General features: G+C 68.8%; 15 protein-coding genes and 1 pseudogene. 11 read left to right on the top strand and 5 right to left on the bottom strand.

Annotation, left to right across the window (positions count from 1 at the left end; genetic code table 11):
• Window positions 1-81 precede the first annotated feature (81 nt).
• A complete protein-coding gene (locus ACFY0U_RS01275; RefSeq protein WP_388628403.1) occupies window positions 82-708 on the bottom strand; it encodes a TetR family transcriptional regulator in 627 nt (208 codons plus the stop codon).
• A gap of 66 nt (window positions 709-774) precedes the next feature.
• Between ACFY0U_RS01275 and ACFY0U_RS01270 the strand changes: the two genes are divergently transcribed.
• Both ACFY0U_RS01270 and ACFY0U_RS01265 read left to right on the top strand, forming a co-directional pair.
• Window positions 775-2,394 (top strand): MFS transporter, encoded by a 1,620-nt coding sequence (locus tag ACFY0U_RS01270; RefSeq protein WP_388628401.1) that lies wholly within the window; start codon window positions 775-777, stop codon window positions 2,392-2,394.
• A gap of 283 nt (window positions 2,395-2,677) precedes the next feature.
• Entirely contained in the window at window positions 2,678-2,992 is a 315-nt protein-coding gene (locus tag ACFY0U_RS01265; protein ID WP_388628398.1) for a small hydrophobic protein, read from the top strand.
• Between the two features lie 50 nt (window positions 2,993-3,042).
• Here ACFY0U_RS01265 and ACFY0U_RS01260 read toward each other — a convergent pair whose 3' ends face one another.
• Window positions 3,043-3,783 carry a potassium channel family protein gene (locus ACFY0U_RS01260; RefSeq protein WP_388628396.1) on the bottom strand — a complete coding sequence of 247 codons (741 nt, stop codon included), beginning with the start codon at window positions 3,781-3,783 and terminating at the stop codon, window positions 3,043-3,045.
• A gap of 71 nt (window positions 3,784-3,854) precedes the next feature.
• A complete protein-coding gene (aceE, locus tag ACFY0U_RS01255) occupies window positions 3,855-6,587 on the bottom strand; it encodes a pyruvate dehydrogenase (acetyl-transferring), homodimeric type (RefSeq protein WP_388628393.1) in 2,733 nt (910 codons plus the stop codon).
• Window positions 6,588-6,950: 363 nt separating this feature from the next.
• Here aceE and ACFY0U_RS01250 point away from each other — a divergent pair, with 363 nt between their 5' ends.
• From ACFY0U_RS01250 to ACFY0U_RS01225, 6 genes are all read left to right on the top strand, one after another.
• Complete coding sequence (locus ACFY0U_RS01250) at window positions 6,951-7,388, top strand: DUF3052 domain-containing protein (protein ID WP_171143715.1); 438 nt, start codon at window positions 6,951-6,953, stop codon at window positions 7,386-7,388.
• 183 nt (window positions 7,389-7,571) lie between these two features.
• Window positions 7,572-8,030 (top strand): peroxiredoxin, encoded by a 459-nt coding sequence (locus ACFY0U_RS01245; RefSeq protein ID WP_388630373.1) that lies wholly within the window; start codon window positions 7,572-7,574, stop codon window positions 8,028-8,030.
• A 130-nt stretch (window positions 8,031-8,160) separates the two neighbouring features.
• Window positions 8,161-8,736 carry a calcium homeostasis/redox stress adaptation protein gene (locus ACFY0U_RS01240; protein ID WP_353694681.1) on the top strand — a complete coding sequence of 192 codons (576 nt, stop codon included), beginning with the start codon at window positions 8,161-8,163 and terminating at the stop codon, window positions 8,734-8,736.
• A gap of 121 nt (window positions 8,737-8,857) precedes the next feature.
• A complete protein-coding gene (locus tag ACFY0U_RS01235) occupies window positions 8,858-9,433 on the top strand; it encodes a TerD family protein (protein ID WP_388628389.1) in 576 nt (191 codons plus the stop codon).
• 127 nt (window positions 9,434-9,560) lie between these two features.
• Window positions 9,561-10,709, top strand: coding sequence for a DUF475 domain-containing protein (locus ACFY0U_RS01230; protein WP_388628386.1), 1,149 nt, complete (start codon window positions 9,561-9,563; stop codon window positions 10,707-10,709).
• A 92-nt stretch (window positions 10,710-10,801) separates the two neighbouring features.
• Window positions 10,802-11,539: a Tellurium resistance gene (locus ACFY0U_RS01225; protein ID WP_388628383.1), complete on the top strand. Its 738-nt coding sequence runs from the start codon at window positions 10,802-10,804 to the stop codon at window positions 11,537-11,539.
• A gap of 16 nt (window positions 11,540-11,555) precedes the next feature.
• On the opposite strand, the gene ACFY0U_RS01220 is transcribed toward ACFY0U_RS01225, so the two are convergent.
• Window positions 11,556-12,344, bottom strand: a complete 789-nt coding sequence (locus tag ACFY0U_RS01220) for a TerD family protein (RefSeq protein ID WP_388628381.1) — start codon at window positions 12,342-12,344, stop codon at window positions 11,556-11,558.
• 196 nt (window positions 12,345-12,540) lie between these two features.
• Between ACFY0U_RS01220 and ACFY0U_RS01215 the strand changes: the two genes are divergently transcribed.
• Genes ACFY0U_RS01215 through ACFY0U_RS01205 form a run of 3 tightly spaced genes read left to right on the top strand, consistent with a single transcriptional unit; the run spans window position 12,541 to window position 17,062 of the window.
• Window positions 12,541-13,704, top strand: coding sequence for an HpcH/HpaI aldolase/citrate lyase family protein (locus ACFY0U_RS01215; RefSeq protein ID WP_388628378.1), 1,164 nt, complete (start codon window positions 12,541-12,543; stop codon window positions 13,702-13,704).
• 38 nt (window positions 13,705-13,742) lie between these two features.
• Window positions 13,743-16,253, top strand: a complete 2,511-nt coding sequence (locus ACFY0U_RS01210; protein WP_388628375.1) for a phosphoribosyltransferase — start codon at window positions 13,743-13,745, stop codon at window positions 16,251-16,253.
• Window positions 16,253-17,062 (top strand): HAD family hydrolase, encoded by an 810-nt coding sequence (locus ACFY0U_RS01205; protein WP_388628372.1) that lies wholly within the window; start codon window positions 16,253-16,255, stop codon window positions 17,060-17,062. The genes ACFY0U_RS01210 and ACFY0U_RS01205 overlap by 1 nt, the downstream gene beginning before the upstream one ends.
• Here ACFY0U_RS01205 and ACFY0U_RS01200 read toward each other — a convergent pair.
• Window positions 16,983-17,720: pseudogene (locus ACFY0U_RS01200) on the bottom strand (DedA family protein). The gene ACFY0U_RS01205 and the pseudogene ACFY0U_RS01200 overlap by 80 nt on opposite strands.
• Window positions 17,721-17,736: the final 16 nt, after the last annotated feature.

The raw sequence follows: 17,736 nt of genomic DNA, 5'->3' as shown, positions 1-17,736 counted from the left end.
GAAAGGACACACTAGGAGAACGAGAGGGTCTCGCGTTAACCGAGTGACGGAGGTCACGTTTCGCCTCGCGTGACGATGACCTCAGTGTGTTCGCCAGTTCTCCGTCAGTGCCGGGCCCACCTGTTCGAGATACGAAACGGTGAGCGTCCGCATCGCGTCAAGGCTGAAGTCCGCCGCCGCGCTCCACTGCCGTTCCGTCACCCGCATCACCCCGCTGAAGACGGCCACCGCGAGCCGCGGCCGCGGGTCGGCCGCCACGTCGAGACCCTCGCGCTCGGCGATCATGCGCGCCAGGGTCTCCTCGACCTCCATGGAGCGCCGCAGATGGGCGGCGAGCAGCACCGGCGTCGACTCGATCACCCGGTACATCTGGAGGTAGAGCTCCACCGGTACGACGGACTCGATCACGTCGTTGAGCGAGTCCCAGCCCTCCAGGACCGCCTGGCGCATCGCCTCCAGCGGTGCCTCGTGCGGCGGCCGCTCGCGCACCGCCTCGATGAAGTGCACGACGGCCAATTCCACGACGGCGAGGGCGGCCTCCTCCTTGTTGGCGAAGTAGCGGAAGAAGGTGCGTTGCGAGACCTCGACGGCTTCGGTGATGTCGTCGACGGTCGTCCCCTCGTACCCCCGGGTGGTGAACAGCTCGAGGGCGGCTCGAATCAGCGCCTCGCGGGTGCGCTGTTTCTTGCGTTCGCGCAGGTTTTCCATGCTGTGTCAGTTACCGACTTATGAAACGGTTTGTCAATTGTCAGTGGCTGTCACTAGCCTCGATGTATGACTAGTCAGACCACGATCGACAAGACGGGGCCGGAGGACGGCAGGCCGGCCGCCCCGTCGGAGGGGGCACGGGCCTCAGGGCTGCGCGGCCACCCCTGGTTCACCCTCATCACCGTCGCCGTAGGCGTCATGATGGTCGCCCTCGACGGCACCATCGTCGCCATCGCCAATCCGGCCATCCAGCAGGACCTCGGCGCCACCTTCGCCGAGGTGCAGTGGATCACCAACGGCTACTTCCTCGCCCTCGCGGTCGCCCTGATCACCGCGGGCAAGCTCGGTGACCGCTTCGGCCACCGCCAGACCTTCCTGATAGGCGTGGTCGGCTTCGCGGCCGCCTCCGGTGCGATCGGTCTGTCCGACAGCATCGCGTTCGTCGTCACCTTCCGGGTGCTCCAGGGTCTGTTCGGCGCCCTGCTGATGCCGGCCGCGCTCGGTCTGCTGCGGGCGACCTTCCCGGCCGAGAAGCTCAACATGGCCATCGGTATCTGGGGCATGGTCATCGGCGCCTCCACCGCGGGCGGCCCGATCCTCGGCGGTGTCCTCGTCGAGCACGTCAGCTGGCAGTCGGTGTTCTTCATCAACGTGCCGGTCGGCATCCTCGCCGCGGTCCTGGGTGTCGTGATCCTGCTGGACCACCGCGCCGAGAACGCCCCGCGCTCCTTCGACGTCCTGGGCATCGCCCTGCTGTCGGCCGCGATGTTCTGCCTGGTCTGGGCCCTCATCAAGGCCCCGGCGTGGGGCTGGGGCGACGGACAGACGTGGACCTTCATCGCCGCGTCGGTCCTGGGCTTCGCGCTCTTCGCCTTCTGGGAGACCAGGGTGAAGGAGCCGCTGATCCCGCTGGCGCTGTTCCGCTCGGTCCCGCTGTCCGCGGGTGTGGTGCTGATGGTCCTCATGGCCATCGCCTTCATGGGCGGCCTGTTCTTCGTGACGTTCTACCTCCAGAACGTGCACGGGATGAGCCCGATCGACGCCGGCCTCCACCTCCTCCCGCTCACCGGCATGATGATCGTCGGCTCCCCGCTCGCGGGCGTCATGATCACCAAGCTCGGCCCGCGCGTCCCGCTGGCCGGCGGCATGGCGGCCACCGCGATCGCCATGTACGGCATGTCCACGCTGGAGACGGACACCGGCAGTGCGGTGATGTCCCTCTGGTTCGCCCTGCTGGGCCTGGGTCTCGCCCCGGTCATGGTCGGCGCGACCGAGGTCATCGTGGGCAACGCGCCGCTGGAGCTCTCCGGTGTCGCCGGCGGTCTCCAGCAGGCCGCGATGCAGATCGGCGGCAGCCTCGGCACCGCCGTCCTCGGCGCCGTGATGGCCTCCAAGGTCGACAGCGACCTCGCCGGCAACTGGAAGGACGCGGGCCTGCCGCCGCTCACCGCGGCCGAGCAGGCCCAGGCCTCCGAGGCGGTCCAAGTCGGTATGCCGCCGATCGGCAAGGGCACCCCGGAGGCGATCGCCGCGAAGATCACCGACGTCGCGCACGACACCTTCATCTCCGGCATGAGCCTGGCGTCGCTGGTCGCGGCCGGGGTCGCCGCCATCGCCGTCTTCGTCGCCCTGCTCACCAAGCGCGGCGAGAACGCGGAGGCGGGCGCGGGAGTGGGCCACGTCTAGCGGGCCCTGTCCCGCGGGAGTTTCCGCGGGTCGAAACTGACGGGATTTCAGGCGACTTCGCCTATCAGGGTGAAGACGCTAAAGATTCCTCGCCCCCGGTACGCGCCGCAGGTCACAGTTAGTCAAGCCCTCCGCACGGCAGTGCATATGCCGCGGAGGGCGGCCGGTGCTGCGGCGCGCTGCCGGAGGGGGGCGGCGCGCCGCAAGGCCGGAGGATTGAGCCCCGAAACGGGGGTACTCGCCCTCTCGAACCCAATCTGCCTAGGGGTTCAGGGAGTTGTTGATGATGGCGGGTTTCGGAAACGGCACGCGCACGCGCAGGCACCCCCGCTCACGTGGCCGGACGTGGTCACGGACCGGGCCGGATCGCGCGACGCTCGGAATCATCGGTGTCATCTGCGCGATCGCGGGATTCTTCGTACTGGGGATCATCCTCGGCCCGATCGCGATCGTGACCGGCTGGCTCGCGATGGGCCGTAGCTGGACGGGCTCCCGCCCGGTGACGGCCCTGGTCGCCGTCGTCCTGGGCGCCATAGACACGCTCCTGGCCGTCATCTGGCTGGCCGGAGCGGCATCCCCCGGAAGCGGCCTGTTCTGAGCCGGGGGGAGTGAGGGGAGGGCCCCCGGTGGATGGGCCGGGGGCCCACCTCAGTGTCTGACCGACCGCTGCTCCTGCAACGCGGTCACCTGGGCCCGCAGCGCCCGCACTTCCTCGGTCAGCGCCACGATCGCCTCGGTCTGCCGCCGCTCCTCCACGTCGTCCTTCTCGAAGCGGGCGATGAACCAGGCCGCGATGTTGGCGGTGACGACACCGAGCAGGGCGATGCCGGAGAGCATCAGTCCCACGGCGATGATCCGGCCCAGTCCGGTGGTCGGCGCGTGGTCCCCGTACCCCACGGTCGTCATCGTGGTGAACGACCACCACACCGCGTCACCCAGCGTCTGGATGTTCCCGTCCGGCGAGTCCCGCTCCACGGAGAGCACCGCGAGCGAGCCGAACATCAGCAACCCGACGACCGCGCCCGCGACATACGTCGTCAGCCGGATCTGCGAGGCCATCCGGGCCCGCCGCTGCACCAGCAGCAGGGTGGCGACGAGCCGAAGCAGCCGCAGCGGCTGGAGCAGGGGCAGCAGCACCGCGCACAGGTCGAGCCAGTGCTTGCGCACAAATCGCCGCCGGTCCTGCGAGAGCGACAGCCGTACGAGGTAGTCGACGGCGAACGCGCCCCACACCGTCCACTCGATCGCCGTGCACACGGTCGTGAGCGACCGGCCGGCCGCGTCGTCCACGATCGGCACGGCATAGGCGACGGCGAACAGCACCGCGAGCGCCATCAGGGGCCGCTGGGTGGCGTGTTCCCAGCGCTCCTGCGCCGATTGTTCCTTCATGGACGCATCGTAAAGAAGCGGTAAGGGCGGTGGGGACCTGAGCCCCACCGCCCTTCACATCACCGCGGTGCCTACGCGTCGCCCCCGGCGGCGCCAGGGTCGGCGGCCGACACGTCGAGCAGCTGGTACCGGTCGATCGCCTGCTTCAGCACGGACCGGTCCACCTTCCCCTCCTTCGCCAGCTCCGTCAGCACACCCACCACGATCGACTGCGCGTCGATGTGGAAGAAGCGGCGGGCCGCCCCGCGGGTGTCGGCGAAGCCGAACCCGTCCGCGCCCAGCGACTGGTAGGTCCCCGGCACCCAGCGCGCGATCTGGTCCGGCACCGCCCGCATCCAGTCGGACACGGCGACGAACGGACCCTGCGCACCCGACAGCTTCCGCGTCACGTACGGCACCCGCTGCTCCTCCTCGGGGTGCAGCAGGTTGTGCCGCTCGACGTCGACCGCCTCGCGCCGCAGCTCGTTCCAGGAGGTCGCCGACCAGACGTCCGCCTTGACGTTCCACTCCTCGGCGAGGATCTTCTGCGCCTCAAGCGCCCACGGCACCGCGACACCGGACGCGATGACCTGCGCCGGGATGGTGCCCGAAGTGCCCTCGCTGTAGCGGTGGATGCCCTTGAGGATGCCCTCGACGTCCACGCTCGTAGGCTCGGCCGGGTGCTGGATCGGCTCGTTGTAGACGGTGAGGTAGTAGAAGACGTCCTCGCTGTCCGGGCCGTACATCCGCCGCAGACCGTCCTGCACGATGTGCGCGATCTCGAAGCCGTACGCCGGGTCGTAAGCGACACAGCCCGGGTTGGTCGAGGCGAGCAGCTGCGAGTGGCCGTCGGCGTGCTGGAGACCCTCACCGGTCAGAGTCGTACGTCCGGCGGTCGCACCCAGGACGAAACCGCGCGCCAGCTGGTCGGCCATCTGCCAGAACTGGTCGCCGGTGCGCTGGAAACCGAACATCGAGTAGAAGACGTAGACCGGGATGAGCGGCTCGCCGTGCGTGGCGTAGGCCGAGCCCGCCGCGATCAGCGAGGCCGTGCAGCCCGCCTCCGAGATGCCGTCGTGCAGCATCTGGCCGGTCGGGGACTCCTTGTAGGCGAGGAGCAGATCGCGGTCCACGGCCTCGTACTGCTGGCCGAGCGGGTTGTAGATCTTCGCGCTCGGGAAGAAGGAGTCCATGCCGAAGGTGCGGTACTCGTCCGGCGCGATCAGCACGAACCGCTTGCCGAGCTCCTTGTCCCGCATGAGGTCCTTGAGCAGTCGTACGAAGGCCATGGTGGTCGCGATCGACTGGTGCCCGGAACCCTTCTTCACACTCGCGTACGTCTTGTCGTCGGGCAGTGCGAGCGGCTTGGCGCGCACGACGCGGGTGGGGACGTAACCGCCGAGCGCGCTGCGGCGGTCGTGCATGTACTGGATCTCCTCCGAGTCCCGGCCCGGGTGGTAGTACGGCGGGGCGCCGGACTCCAGCTCCTGGTCGGTGATCGGGATGTGCAGCCGGTCGCGGAAGCCCTTGAGGTCGTCGACCGTCAGCTTCTTCATCTGGTGCGTGGCGTTGCGGCCCTCGAAGTTGGGACCGAGCGTCCAGCCCTTGACGGTCTTGGCGAGGATCACCGTCGGCTGGCCCTTGTGCGCCTTGGCCGCCGAGAACGCCGCGAAGATCTTCTTGTGGTCGTGACCGCCGCGGCCCAGGTGCAGGATCTGGTCGTCGGTCATGTTCTCGACCATCGCGCGCAGCCGCTGGTCGTCGCCGAAGAAGTGGTCGCGGATGTACGCGCCGGTCTCGGTGGCGTACGTCTGGTACTGGCCGTCCGGCGTGGTGTTCATCCGGTTGACCAGCAGACCGTCGCGGTCCTGGGCCAGCAGCGGGTCCCAGGAACGGTCCCAGACCAGCTTGACGACATTCCAGCCGGCGCCGCGGAAGACCGACTCCAGCTCCTGGATGACCTTGCCGTTGCCGCGCACCGGCCCGTCGAGGCGCTGGAGGTTGCAGTTGACGACGAAGGTCAGGTTGTCCAGGCCCTCACGGGCGGCGATGGTCAGCTGGCCGAGCGACTCCGGCTCGTCCATCTCGCCGTCGCCGAGGAAGGCCCACACATGCGACTTGGAGGTGTCGGCGATCCCGCGCGCGTGCATGTAGCGGTTCATCCGGGCCTGGTAGATCGCGCCGATCGGACCGAGGCCCATCGACACGGTCGGGAACTCCCAGAAGTCCGGCATCAGCCGCGGGTGCGGGTAGCTGGACAGGCCGTAGGGCGCCTTCGACTTCTCCTGGCGGAAGGCGTCGAGGTTCTGCTCGCTCAGACGGTCCAGCAGGTACGCGCGCGCGTAGATGCCAGGGGAGGCGTGGCCCTGGAAGAAGACCTGGTCGCCGCCGTCGCCCTCGTCCTTGCCGCGGAAGAAGTGGTTGAAGCCGACGTCGTAGAGCGAGGCCGAGGAGGCGAAGGTGGCGATGTGGCCGCCCACGCCGATCCCGGGCCGCTGGGCGCGGGAGACCATGACGGCGGCGTTCCAGCGCGTGGCGTTGAGGATCTTGCGCTCGATCTCCTCGTTGCCGGGGAAGAACGGCTCGTCCTTGGTGGCGATGGTGTTCACGTAGTCCGTGCTGCGCATCTCGGGCACGGCCACGCGCTTCTCGCGGGCCCGCTCGATCAGCCGCAGCATCAGGTAACGGGCCCGCTCGCGGCCGCGCTCGTCGACGGCGGCGTCGAGGGAGTCGAGCCACTCCTGGGTTTCCTCGGGATCGAAGTCAGGAACCTGACTCGGAAGGCCGCCAATGATGATCGGATTGCGATCGGATCCGGAAGCCACGCTGTTCCTTCGCTGTCAGAGGGCTGTTTTCCATGGGTATGCGGGATGTCTGCACCGCTCCCCATCGTGTACCTCGGAAAAGCAAACGTCATCTCTACTGATTGGTAACCAGGGTTCTTCACGGGTTCCTCGACCCTCACTCGGGTTCCCAATGCCACATACCGGGCAGAAAGGTGTGGTGTAGGTCACTTATGACCGTAATCGTGTGACTGGAGTTGCGGTGACACGGCCAGGAACGTCACCGTTTCGGCGGTCTGAACGGCCGGGTACTTGCGCGATCCGTCCCGCCCGTGTGGACTACGGCCAATGCTTCGCGCACGCGCGTGGCTGAGTTATTCCCGAAACATGATCAGGAGGCAACCCGTGAGCGCGACCGCGGACCACGCGGAGGAGCGGACGAACCCTGCCGCAAGGCTGGGGTTCCAGCCCGAGCAGGTGGTCCAGGAGATCGGCTACGACGACGACGTCGACCAGGAGCTCCGCGAGGCCATTGAGGAAGTCATCGGCAGCGAGCTGATGGACGAGGAATACGACGACGTCGCCGATGCCGTGGTGCTTTGGTTCCGCGACGACGACGGCGACCTCACCGACGTACTGGTGGACGCCACCACGTACATCGAGGAGGGCGGCTCGATCCTGCTGCTGACACCGAAGACCGGCCGCGACGGCTACGTCGAGCCCAGCGACATCTCCGAAGCCGCGACGACGGCGGGCCTCTCCGCCTCCAAGAGCGTCAGCGTCGGCAAGGACTGGAGCGGCAGCCGGCTGGTGACGCCGAAGGCAGCCAAGTCCAAGCGGTGACGCTCCGCTGGTCGGACCGGTGACTCCGGGGGCTGCGCCCCCAGACCCGCCTTCGGCCTGAACGACCTCGTCCTCGAACGCCGGACGGGCTGAGATTCCTCAGCCCGTCCGTCGGCTTTTGGTGATCGCTGCGTAGGGTGGTCCCACCACCCGAACAGCCCCACCGAAAGGGACATGCACGCGATGGCGATCCAGGTCGGCGAAAAGGCCCCCGACTTCGAGCTCAAGGACAACCACGGCAGGTCCGTGAAGCTGTCGGACTTCCGCGGCAGCAAGAACGTCGTCCTGCTCTTCTACCCCTTCGCCTTCACCGGGGTGTGCACCGGCGAGCTCTGCGAGCTGCGCGACAATCTGCCGCAGTTCTCCGACCGCGACACCCAGCTGCTCGCCGTCTCCAACGACTCCATCCACACCCTGCGCGTCTTCGCCGAGCAGGAGGGCCTGGAGTACCCGCTGCTCAGCGACTTCTGGCCGCACGGCGAGGTCTCGCGCGCCTATGGCGTCTTCGCCGAGGACAAGGGCTGCGCGGTCCGCGGCACCTTCGTCATCGACAAGGAGGGCGTGGTCCGCTGGACCGTCGTCAACGCCCTTCCGGACGCCCGTGACCTGAACGAGTACGTGAAGGCGCTCGACACCATCTGAGTCGGGACACCCTGTGATTGTTAGGTTCCAAGCCCTGCGTAGGGCGGGAACCCGTCACTAGGATCGACTCGTTGATCCGGTATCAAACGCATGGCGGGGCTCCCCGCCCCTGGACACCAATGGAGGACTCGTGGGAGTCAGCCTCAGCAAGGGCGGCAACGTATCGCTGACCAAGGAGGCCCCCGGCCTGACCGCGGTCATCATCGGTCTGGGCTGGGACGTCCGCACCACGACCGGCACCGACTTCGACCTGGACGCCAGCGCACTGCTGCTGGACGGCTCGGGCAAGGTGAGCAGCGACGCGAACTTCGTCTTCTTCAACAACCTCAAGAGCCCCGACGGCTCGGTCGAGCACACCGGCGACAACATCACCGGTGAGGGCGAGGGCGACGACGAGCAGATCAAGGTCAACCTCGCGGGGGTCCCGGCCGAGATCGAGAAGATCGTCTTCCCGGTCTCGATCTACGACGCCGAGAACCGCCAGCAGTCCTTCGGCCAGGTCCGCAACGCGTTCATCCGCGTGGTGAACCAGGCCGGCGAGGCGGAGATCGCGCGCTACGACCTCTCCGAGGACGCGTCCACCGAGACCGCGATGGTCTTCGGTGAGCTGTACCGGCACGGGGCGGAGTGGAAGTTCCGCGCCATCGGTCAGGGCTACGCCTCGGGCCTGCGCGGCATCGCGCAGGACTTCGGCGTGAACGTCTGAGCCGTTCCACCCGAACCACCCACCCCCAGGCGCCGTACCGATCGCGTGCGGCGCCTGGGGGTCCCCCTCCGGGGGAGCGCAGGACCACCTAGGAAGCAGTACACGGGGAGGGACCAGCATCATGGGCGTCACGCTCGCCAAGGGAGGCAATGTCTCCCTGTCCAAGGCCGCACCCAACCTCACTCAGGTGTTGGTCGGGCTCGGCTGGGACGCACGCTCCACCACCGGAGCCCCCTTCGACCTCGACGCCAGCGCGCTGATCTGCAACGGCGGACGGGTCATGGGGGACGAGTGGTTCGTCTTCTACAACCAGCTCAAGAGCCCCGACGGCTCGGTGGAGCACACCGGCGACAATCTCACCGGTGAGGGCGACGGCGACGACGAGTCGATCCTGATCGACCTCTCCAAGGTGCCGGTCCAGTGCGACAAGATCGTCTTTCCGGTCTCCATCCATGACGCCGACAACCGGGGCCAGACCTTCGGGCAGGTCAGCAACGCCTTCATCCGCGTGGTGAACCAGGCCGACGGCCAGGAACTGGCCCGCTACGACCTCAGCGAGGACGCCTCGACCGAGACCGCGATGATCTTCGGCGAGGTCTACCGGTACCAGGGCGAGTGGAAGTTCCGCGCCGTCGGGCAGGGGTACGCGTCAGGGCTGCGGGGCATCGCGCTCGACTTCGGGGTCAATGTGTCGTAACGCGATATGAGCAAAATCCGGGGCCCGGCGGGGTACGGAGGGGGGCCGACTAGACTCCGCTTCAAAGTTCGGTAAAAAGCCGAGTACGGCAGCGGGGGAGACCCGTACATACAGGATTGGGTAGCCAGTGGTTCTGAAAACCTTCGGCTGGTCGTTCGCGGTCACCGCGCTCGGCCTCGTAGCGGCGGTCTTCTACGGGGGGTGGACCGGGTTCGGCATCGTGGCGATCCTCTCCATCCTCGAGATCTCGCTGTCCTTCGACAACGCGGTGGTCAACGCCGGAATCCTGAAGAAGATGAGTGCCTTCTGGCAGAAGATCTTCCTCACCATCGGCATCCTGATCGCCGTCTTCGGCATGCGGCTGGTGTTCCCGGTCGTGATCGTGGCGGTCACCGCCCAGTTGGGTCCGATCGAGGCCGTCGACCTCGCCCTCAACGACAAGGACCAGTACCAGCAACTGGTCACCGACGCCCACCCGGCGATCGCCGCGTTCGGTGGCATGTTCCTGTTGATGATCTTCCTGGACTTCATCTTCGAGGACCGGGACATCAAGTGGCTCGCGTGGCTGGAGCGCCCGCTCGCCAAGCTCGGCAAGGTCGACATGCTGTCGGTCTGCATCGCCCTCGTCGTCCTGCTCATCACCGCGATGACCTTCGCGACCCACGCCCACCAGCACGGCGGCGCGCATGTCGACAAGGCGGAGACGGTTCTGCTCGCCGGTATCGCGGGTCTCATCACCTACATGATCGTGGGCGGTCTCTCCGGCTACTTCGAGGACAAGCTCGAAGAGGAGGAGGAACGCGAGCACGAGGCGGAGGAAGAGGCGGCACGCACCGGCAAGCCGGTCTCGGCCGTGGTCCTGGCGGGCAAGGCCGCGTTCTTCATGTTCCTCTACCTCGAGGTCCTCGACGCCTCCTTCTCCTTCGACGGGGTCATCGGCGCCTTCGCCGTCACCAACGACATCGTGCTGATGGCGCTGGGCCTGGGCATCGGTGCCATGTACGTCCGTTCGCTGACCGTGTACCTGGTCCGCCAGGGCACCCTCGACGACTACGTCTACCTGGAGCACGGCGCGCACTACGCGATCGGCGCGCTGGCCGTGATCCTCATGATCACCATCCAGTACCAGATCCACGAGGTCATCACCGGCCTCGTCGGTGTCGTGCTGATCGCCTGGTCCTTCTGGTCCTCCGTGCGCCGCAACAAGGCCCTGGCAGCGGCAGAGGGAAAAGCTGAGGGCTCGGACGACAAGACCGAGGTCTCGTCCGGGGTGTGACCTGCCCTCCTGTGAGGGAACGCTCTGAGCGGGGCGGCGTCGACTCCCGACGCCGCCCCGCCGGTCTTTGACGCGAACGGTGGGGGCGGGACATGGGCTTCTTGGACGGACTCTGGCGCGGACGCGCGGCCGAGTTCGACTCGGGCAACGCGGCGACCAACTCGATCGTGCTGACCAAACGGCACGATCGGGTCTCGCTCAAGGAGCAGGGCGCCGAGACGGGCCATCTGCGCATCAACCTGGCCTGGCGGATGCGGACCTCCGACATCGGCGGCTCACAGCGCGAGAGCCTGCTCAGGCACCCCTTCCGGGCGCTCAAGCCGCCGGAGGTCATGGGGCACAGCCAGAGCATGGTCAACGTCGACCTCGACCTGGGGTGTCTGTACGAGCTGGCCGACGGCTCCAAGGGCGTGGTGCAGCCCCTCGGCGGGTTCTTCGGGGACGTCAACTCGGCGCCGTACGTCAAACTCAGCGGGGACGACCGCTTCGGGTCGGCGTCCGGGGAGACGATCTACGTCAACCTCGACCACAAGGACGCCATCAAGCGGATCCTGGTGTTCGTCTACATCTACGACCAGACGCCGGCGTTCGACCGTACCCACGCGATCGTGACGCTCTACCCGAGCAACGGGCCGCGCATCGAGATAGGCCTCGACGAACGTCACCCCCAGGCCCGCTCCTGTGCCGTCGTCATGATCGAGAACGTCAAGGGCGAGATCGTCGTGCGGCGCGAGGTGAAGTTCGTCTACGGGTTCCAGGCGGAGCTGGACCGGTTGTACGGGTGGGGGTTGCAGTGGGGGCGGGGCTTCAAGACCAAGGCGGAGCGGTGAGCCGGGGGTGCTCCCGTCAGCGCCCGATGAACTGGGGGCCCTGCGGGGGCAGCCGGAAGTCCGGGTCCGGGGGGACCGTGACCGGGGGCTGGGGGTAGCCGTAGGCGGGCTGGCTGGTCGGGTGGGGGTAGCCGTACGCCGGCTGGGTCGGCGGCGGGGACTGGGGGTAGCCGTAGGCCGGCTGGGGCGGGACCGCTGTGGTGGGCTGCTCCGGGGGCAGGGGCTGGGAGAACTCCGGGACCGGCTCCTGCGCCGCCGCCTCCGACTCGTCCACGGAGATGCCGTAGTCGCCGGCCAGGCCCTTCAGACCGTCCGAGTAGCCCTCGCCCAGGGCACGGAACTTCCAGCCGTCCCCGCGGCGGTACAGCTCCCCGCAGATCAGCGCGGTCTCGCGGCCGGTCTCCGGCTTGATGTCGAAGTAGGCCAGCGGCTCACTGTCGGCGACCGCCGCGTCGTACAGCAGGATGCGCAGGCCCTTCACACGGTCGAAGGTGACGTCCTCCGCCGATGCGACGAGGAGAATCTGACCGACGCCGGACTCGACACCGGTGAGATCTGTCTGGATCGTGTCGGTGAGGCCCTCGGCGACCCGCTTCTTGCCGAGGCGCCAGACCTTCCCGGAGGGGTGCCGGGGCTGGTTGTAGAAGACGAAGTCCTCGTCGGAGCGCACGCGACCGTCGGGGCCGAGGAGCAGCGCCGAGGCATCGACATCCGGGACCCCCTGTCCGGGCGTCCAGCGCACCACGGCGCGCACCGTGGTGACTTCGAGCGGGACGTTCGACCCCTTCAGCATGGCGTGCGTCATGCGGTCATCCTGCCTTCTCGGTCCTGGTCACGACAACGCGGGGGTAGGGGTTCCGCAAGGGAATCCGACCCGGTCGTGCTCGCCTGCGTTACCTGAAGTTCATGCCCGATGGGAATTCCTGACATGGGTTTGTACGTACTATTACCGGCCACCTGTGAACCGTTCACAGAAGGCCCAGCCGCCACGGGGGAGTCATATGCGTCATTTCGGGCACATCGCCCCTGAGGTGCGTCAGCGCCTCTTCCATCAGGAGCCGTGCGAGTTCACCGCCGGCTCCTCGGCCCGGCTGCTCTCCGCGGCCCTGGGCGCCACGCTCTACAGCCCGGCCACCAGGCCGCGGCTCGCCGACGACATCCTGAAACAGGTCGGGCGCGGCGTGGTCTCGATGGTGCTGTGCCTGGAGGACTCGATCGGCGACGAGGACGTCGTGGACGCCGAGGAGAACCTCGTACGACAGTTCACGGAGCTCGCCGAGCGGGCGACCGATCTGCCGCTGCTCTTCATCCGGGTCCGCTACCCCGAACAGATCCCCGACCTCGTCCAGCGCCTCGGCCCCGCCGTCCGGCTGCTGTCCGGGTTCGTGCTCCCGAAGTTCACCGAGGAGCGCGGCATCCCCTTCCTGGAGGCCCTCTCCGGCGCCGAGACGGCGAGCGGGCGGCGACTGTTCGCCATGCCGGTGCTGGAGTCGCCCGAGCTGATGTACCGCGAGTCGCGGGTGGAGACCCTGGAGGGCATCGCCCGCGCGGTCGACAAGTACCGGGAGCGGGTGCTGGCGCTGCGCCTCGGCGTGACCGACTTCTGCTCCTCCTACGGCCTGCGCCGCGCCCCCGACATGACCGCCTGGGACGTCCAGATCGTCGCCTCCGTGATCGCCGACGTGGTGAACATGCTGGGCCGCGCCGACGGCACCGGCTTCACGGTGACCGGGCCGGTCTGGGAGTACTTCCGCGTCCAGGAGCGCATGTTCAAGCCGCAGCTGCGCCGCAGCCCCTTCCTGGAGGGCCAGGCCGAGGAACTGCGCGAGGCGCTCATCGAGCACGCCATGGACGGGCTGCTCCGCGAGATCTCCCTCGATCAGGCCAACGGTCTGATGGGTAAGACTTGTATTCACCCCTCGCACGTGCTTCCCGTGCACGCGCTGTCGGTGGTCAGTCACGAAGAGTTCAGTGACGCGGCCGACATCCTGCGCCCGGAGCGCGGCGGCGGGGGAGTGCTGCGGTCGCAGTACACGAACAAGATGAACGAGGTGAAGCCGCACCGGGCCTGGGCCGAGCGCACCATGCTGCGCGCCGAGGTGTTCGGGGTGGCCAACGAGGACATCGGCTTCGTGGAACTGCTCGCCGCCGGAATCCCCGACTGAGCCACACAGTGACTGGGTCGGTTACACACAAGGGACGCATGAACAACGCAGTGAACAACGAGGTGCCTGGCGGGATCTGGTCCGGAACCTGGGTCGCCGAGCGGCTCGGGGTCGAACTCCTGGGCGACGACAAGCTGGCCGACCTGCTGGGCCTCGCCCTGCGCCGCAACCCCAAGCGGGCCCATCTGCTGGTCTCCAACGTGCTCGGCAAGCACGTCCCGCAGTCACCGTCCGTGGTCTACGGCCACGGCTTCGCCCTCGGCCGCCGGGTGCGCGACCTCCTGGGCACCGAGGAGGCGGCCCGCGCGGTCGTCCTCGGCTACGCGGAGACCGCGACCGGCCTCGGCCACTCCGTCGCCGACGGCGTCGGCCTCGCCCCCTACCTGCACTCCACCCGCCGCCCGGTACCCGGCGTGGCCCCGGCGGGCGGCTTCGAGGAGTCCCACTCCCACGCCACCTCCCACCTCCTCCTGCCGGAGGACCCGGCCCTGCTGGTCGGCGACGGTCCGCTGGTCCTGGTCGACGACGAGTTCTCCACCGGCAACACGATCCTGAACACCATCAGGGACCTGCACGAGCGGTATCCGCGGAGGCGGTACGTCGTGGTGGCGCTGGTCGACATGCGCTCGGCGGCGGACGCTGGGCGCCTGGAGGACTTCGCGCGGGAAATAGGCGCGAGGGTGGATCTGGTGGCGGCGGCGTCGGGCACGGTGAGCCTGCCGGAGGGAGTACTGGAGAAGGGGCAAGCACTGGTCGCCGAGCACCTGGACGCCCTAGGGGCGCGGGGCTGTGTTGAATCCGCGGCTACCGCCGCGCGGGCGCGACAAGCCCCCACCGGCCCGCACCCGACACACAAGCGCGTCGACCTCCACTGGCCCCACGGCCTCCCTGACGGCGGACGCCACGGCTTCACCCCCCAGCACCGAATACGCCTGGAAACCGCCCTCCCCGCCATGGCCGCCCGCCTGGCAGAGGCCCTCCCGGCAACCGCCCGCCGCGTCCACGTCCTCGGCTTCGAAGAGCTGATGTACGCCCCCCTCAGACTCGCCCGCGAGCTGGAGCAGGTCGCCGAGGGCGTCGCGGTCACCTACTCCACCACCACCCGCTCACCCGTCCTGGCGGTGGACGACCCGGGCTACGCGATCCGCACCCGCATCACCTTCCCGTCCCACGACAACCCCGCGGACGGCCCCGGCGAGCGCTACGCCTACAACATCGCCGGCGCCGATTTCGACGCGATCGTCGCCGTGATCGACTCCACCGCCGACACAGCGGAGCTCCACGCCCCCGACGGCCTCCTCGCGCAGCTGCACGCACACACCCCGCGGGTACTGCTCACGGTCGTCCCCTCCTACGTCCCCGAGCCGCTGTACGTCCCCGAAAGGCCCCCGATGCTGCCCGAGCCCCTCCGCGGCCCCGCCTTCTCCTCGTACGCCCCGGAAGACGTCGGCTGGCTGCTCCAGGACCTCTCGGACGTCACGCTGGAGGCGCCGACCGAGGAGCGCGAGGAGGCCATCCAGAGCGGCGGCGCGCACTACGCGGAGTCGCTGCCGGTGGAGTACCAGCCGAGCGAGCAGTACCAGCAGCTCTTCCACACCGCGCTGGAAGGATCCGCGGCGCGCCTCGCGCAGGCGGTCGGCGCGGTCACCGAGATCGTGCTCGCCGAGCGCTCGCCCCGCCCGGTCCTCGTCTCGCTCGCCCGCGCCGGCACCCCCGTGGGTGTCCTGATGCGCCGCTGGGCCGAGTTCCGGCACGGCCTGGACCTGCCGCACTACGCCGTGTCGATCGTGCGCGGCCGCGGCATCGACGCCAACGCGCTGCGCTGGCTGGCCGCCCACCACGACCCGGCCGACGTGGTGTTCGTCGACGGCTGGACCGGCAAGGGCGCGATCACCCGTGAACTGGCCGACGCCATCAAGGAGTTCGAGGCGTCCGACGGCATCACCGGCTTCGACCCGGAGATCGCCGTACTGGCCGACCCGGGCTCGTGCGTGAAGACGTACGGCACCCGCGAGGACTTCCTCATCCCCTCCGCCTGCCTCAACTCCACGGTGTCCGGCCTGATTTCCCGCACGGTACTGCGCGCGGACCTCGTCGGCCCGAACGACTTCCACGGCGCGAAGTTCTACCGCGAACTCGCCGGCGCCGATGTCTCCGTGGACTTCCTCGACGCCGTCGCCGCCGCCTTCCCGGAGGTCGCGGAGGCGGTCGGGACGCAGGTCAAGGAACTGCTGTCCGGCGACCGCACCCCCACCTGGGAGGGCTGGGCGGCCGTCGAGCGGATCAGCGAGGAGTACGGCATCCACGACGTGAACCTCGTCAAGCCCGGTGTCGGCGAGACCACCCGGGTGCTGCTGCGCCGGGTGCCGTGGAAGATCCTGGCGCGGGCCGGCGCGGGCGCCGACCTGGACCACGTACGCCTGCTGGCCGAACAGAGAGGTGTCCCGGTGGAAGAGGTCGACGAACTCCCGTACACCTGCGTGGGGTTGATCCACCCCAAGTACACGCGGGGCGCGACGGGCGCCGACGGCAAGGCGGTGAACGTCTGATGCCGGTGCTGGTGGCGAGCGACCTGGACCGTACGCTGATCTACTCCTCCGCGGCGCTCGCGCTGACCATGCCGGACGCGCGGGCACCCCGGCTGCTCTGCGTCGAGGTGCACGAGAGCAAGCCGCTGTCGTACATGACCGAGACGGCCGCCGGACTGCTGGCCGACCTCGGCGACGCGGCGGTGTTCGTACCGACGACCACCCGGACCCGCAAGCAGTACCAGCGCATCAACCTGCCGGGCCCGCCCCCGAAGTACGCGATCTGCGCCAACGGCGGGCACCTGCTGGTGGACGGGGTGACGGACGCCGACTGGCACACGCGCGTGCAGGCCCGCCTCGCCGACGAGTGCGCGCCGCTGGACGAGGTCCGCGAGCACCTGCTGCGCACGGCCGACCCCGTGTGGGTGCGCAAGCACCGGGTCGCCGAGGACCTCTTCGCCTACCTCGTCGTCGAGCGCGAACTGCTGCCCGAGGACTGGGTGAAGGAGCTCGCGGTGTGGGCGGAGAACCGCGGCTGGACGGTCTCGCTCCAGGGCCGCAAGATCTACGCCGTCCCCAAGCCGCTGACCAAGAGCGCCGCCATGCGCGAGGTCGCCCGTCGCACCGGTGCGGAGCTGACGCTGGCCGCCGGTGACTCCCTCCTCGACGCCGACCTGCTGCTCGCCGCGGACCAGGCCTGGCGCCCGGGCCACGGCGAACTGGCCGACGAGGGCTTCACCGCTCCGACGATCAGCGCGCTGCCGGAGCGGGGCGTGCTGGCGGGGGAGCGGATCCTGCGGGAGTTCCTGAAGGGGACGCGGGGCTTCTGAGCTAGGAGTTGACGCGCGCGTCCCGCACGTCCCGGGTGCGCCTGCGGCGGCCGGATCCCGGTCGCCGCAGCAGTCGTACGACGACGAACGCCACCACCGCCAGCGCGGCCCCGGCCAGGACCATCTTCGAGTACGCGGACACGATGTCCGTGACCTGGGTCCAGTTGTCGCCCAGCAGATAGCCCGCCATCACGAACGCGGTGTTCCACAGCGCGCTGCCCAGCGTGGTCAGGCCGAGGAAGACGGGCAGGGGCATGCGCTCGACGCCGGCCGGGACCGAGATCAGGCTGCGGAAGATGGGGATCATCCGGCCGAAGAGGACCGCCTTGGTGCCGTGCCGCAGGAACCACGCCTCGGTCTTCTCGATGTCCGAGACCTTCACCAGCGGCAGCCGCGCCGCGATCGCCACCGTGCGCTCACGGCCGAGCAGCGCGCCGACGCCGTAGAGGGCGAGCGCGCCGATCACCGAACCGGCGGTCGTCCACAGCAGCGCGGCCCACAGGTTCATCTGGCCGGTGCTCGCCGCGAACCCCGCGAGCGGCAGGATGACCTCGCTCGGCAGCGGAGGGAAGAGGTTCTCCAGGGCGATGGCCAGGCCGGCGCCGGGCGCGCCGAGCGTGTCCATGAGTCCGTTGATCCACTGCGGTGCGGCTGTCATACCGCCCACGGTAGGA

Origin of the sequence: Streptomyces sp. NPDC001536 (assembly GCF_042894505.1) — a bacterium.
Taxonomy (GTDB): Bacteria; Actinomycetota; Actinomycetes; order Streptomycetales; family Streptomycetaceae; genus Streptomyces.
This window is presented reverse-complemented; position numbering and strand designations above follow the sequence as displayed.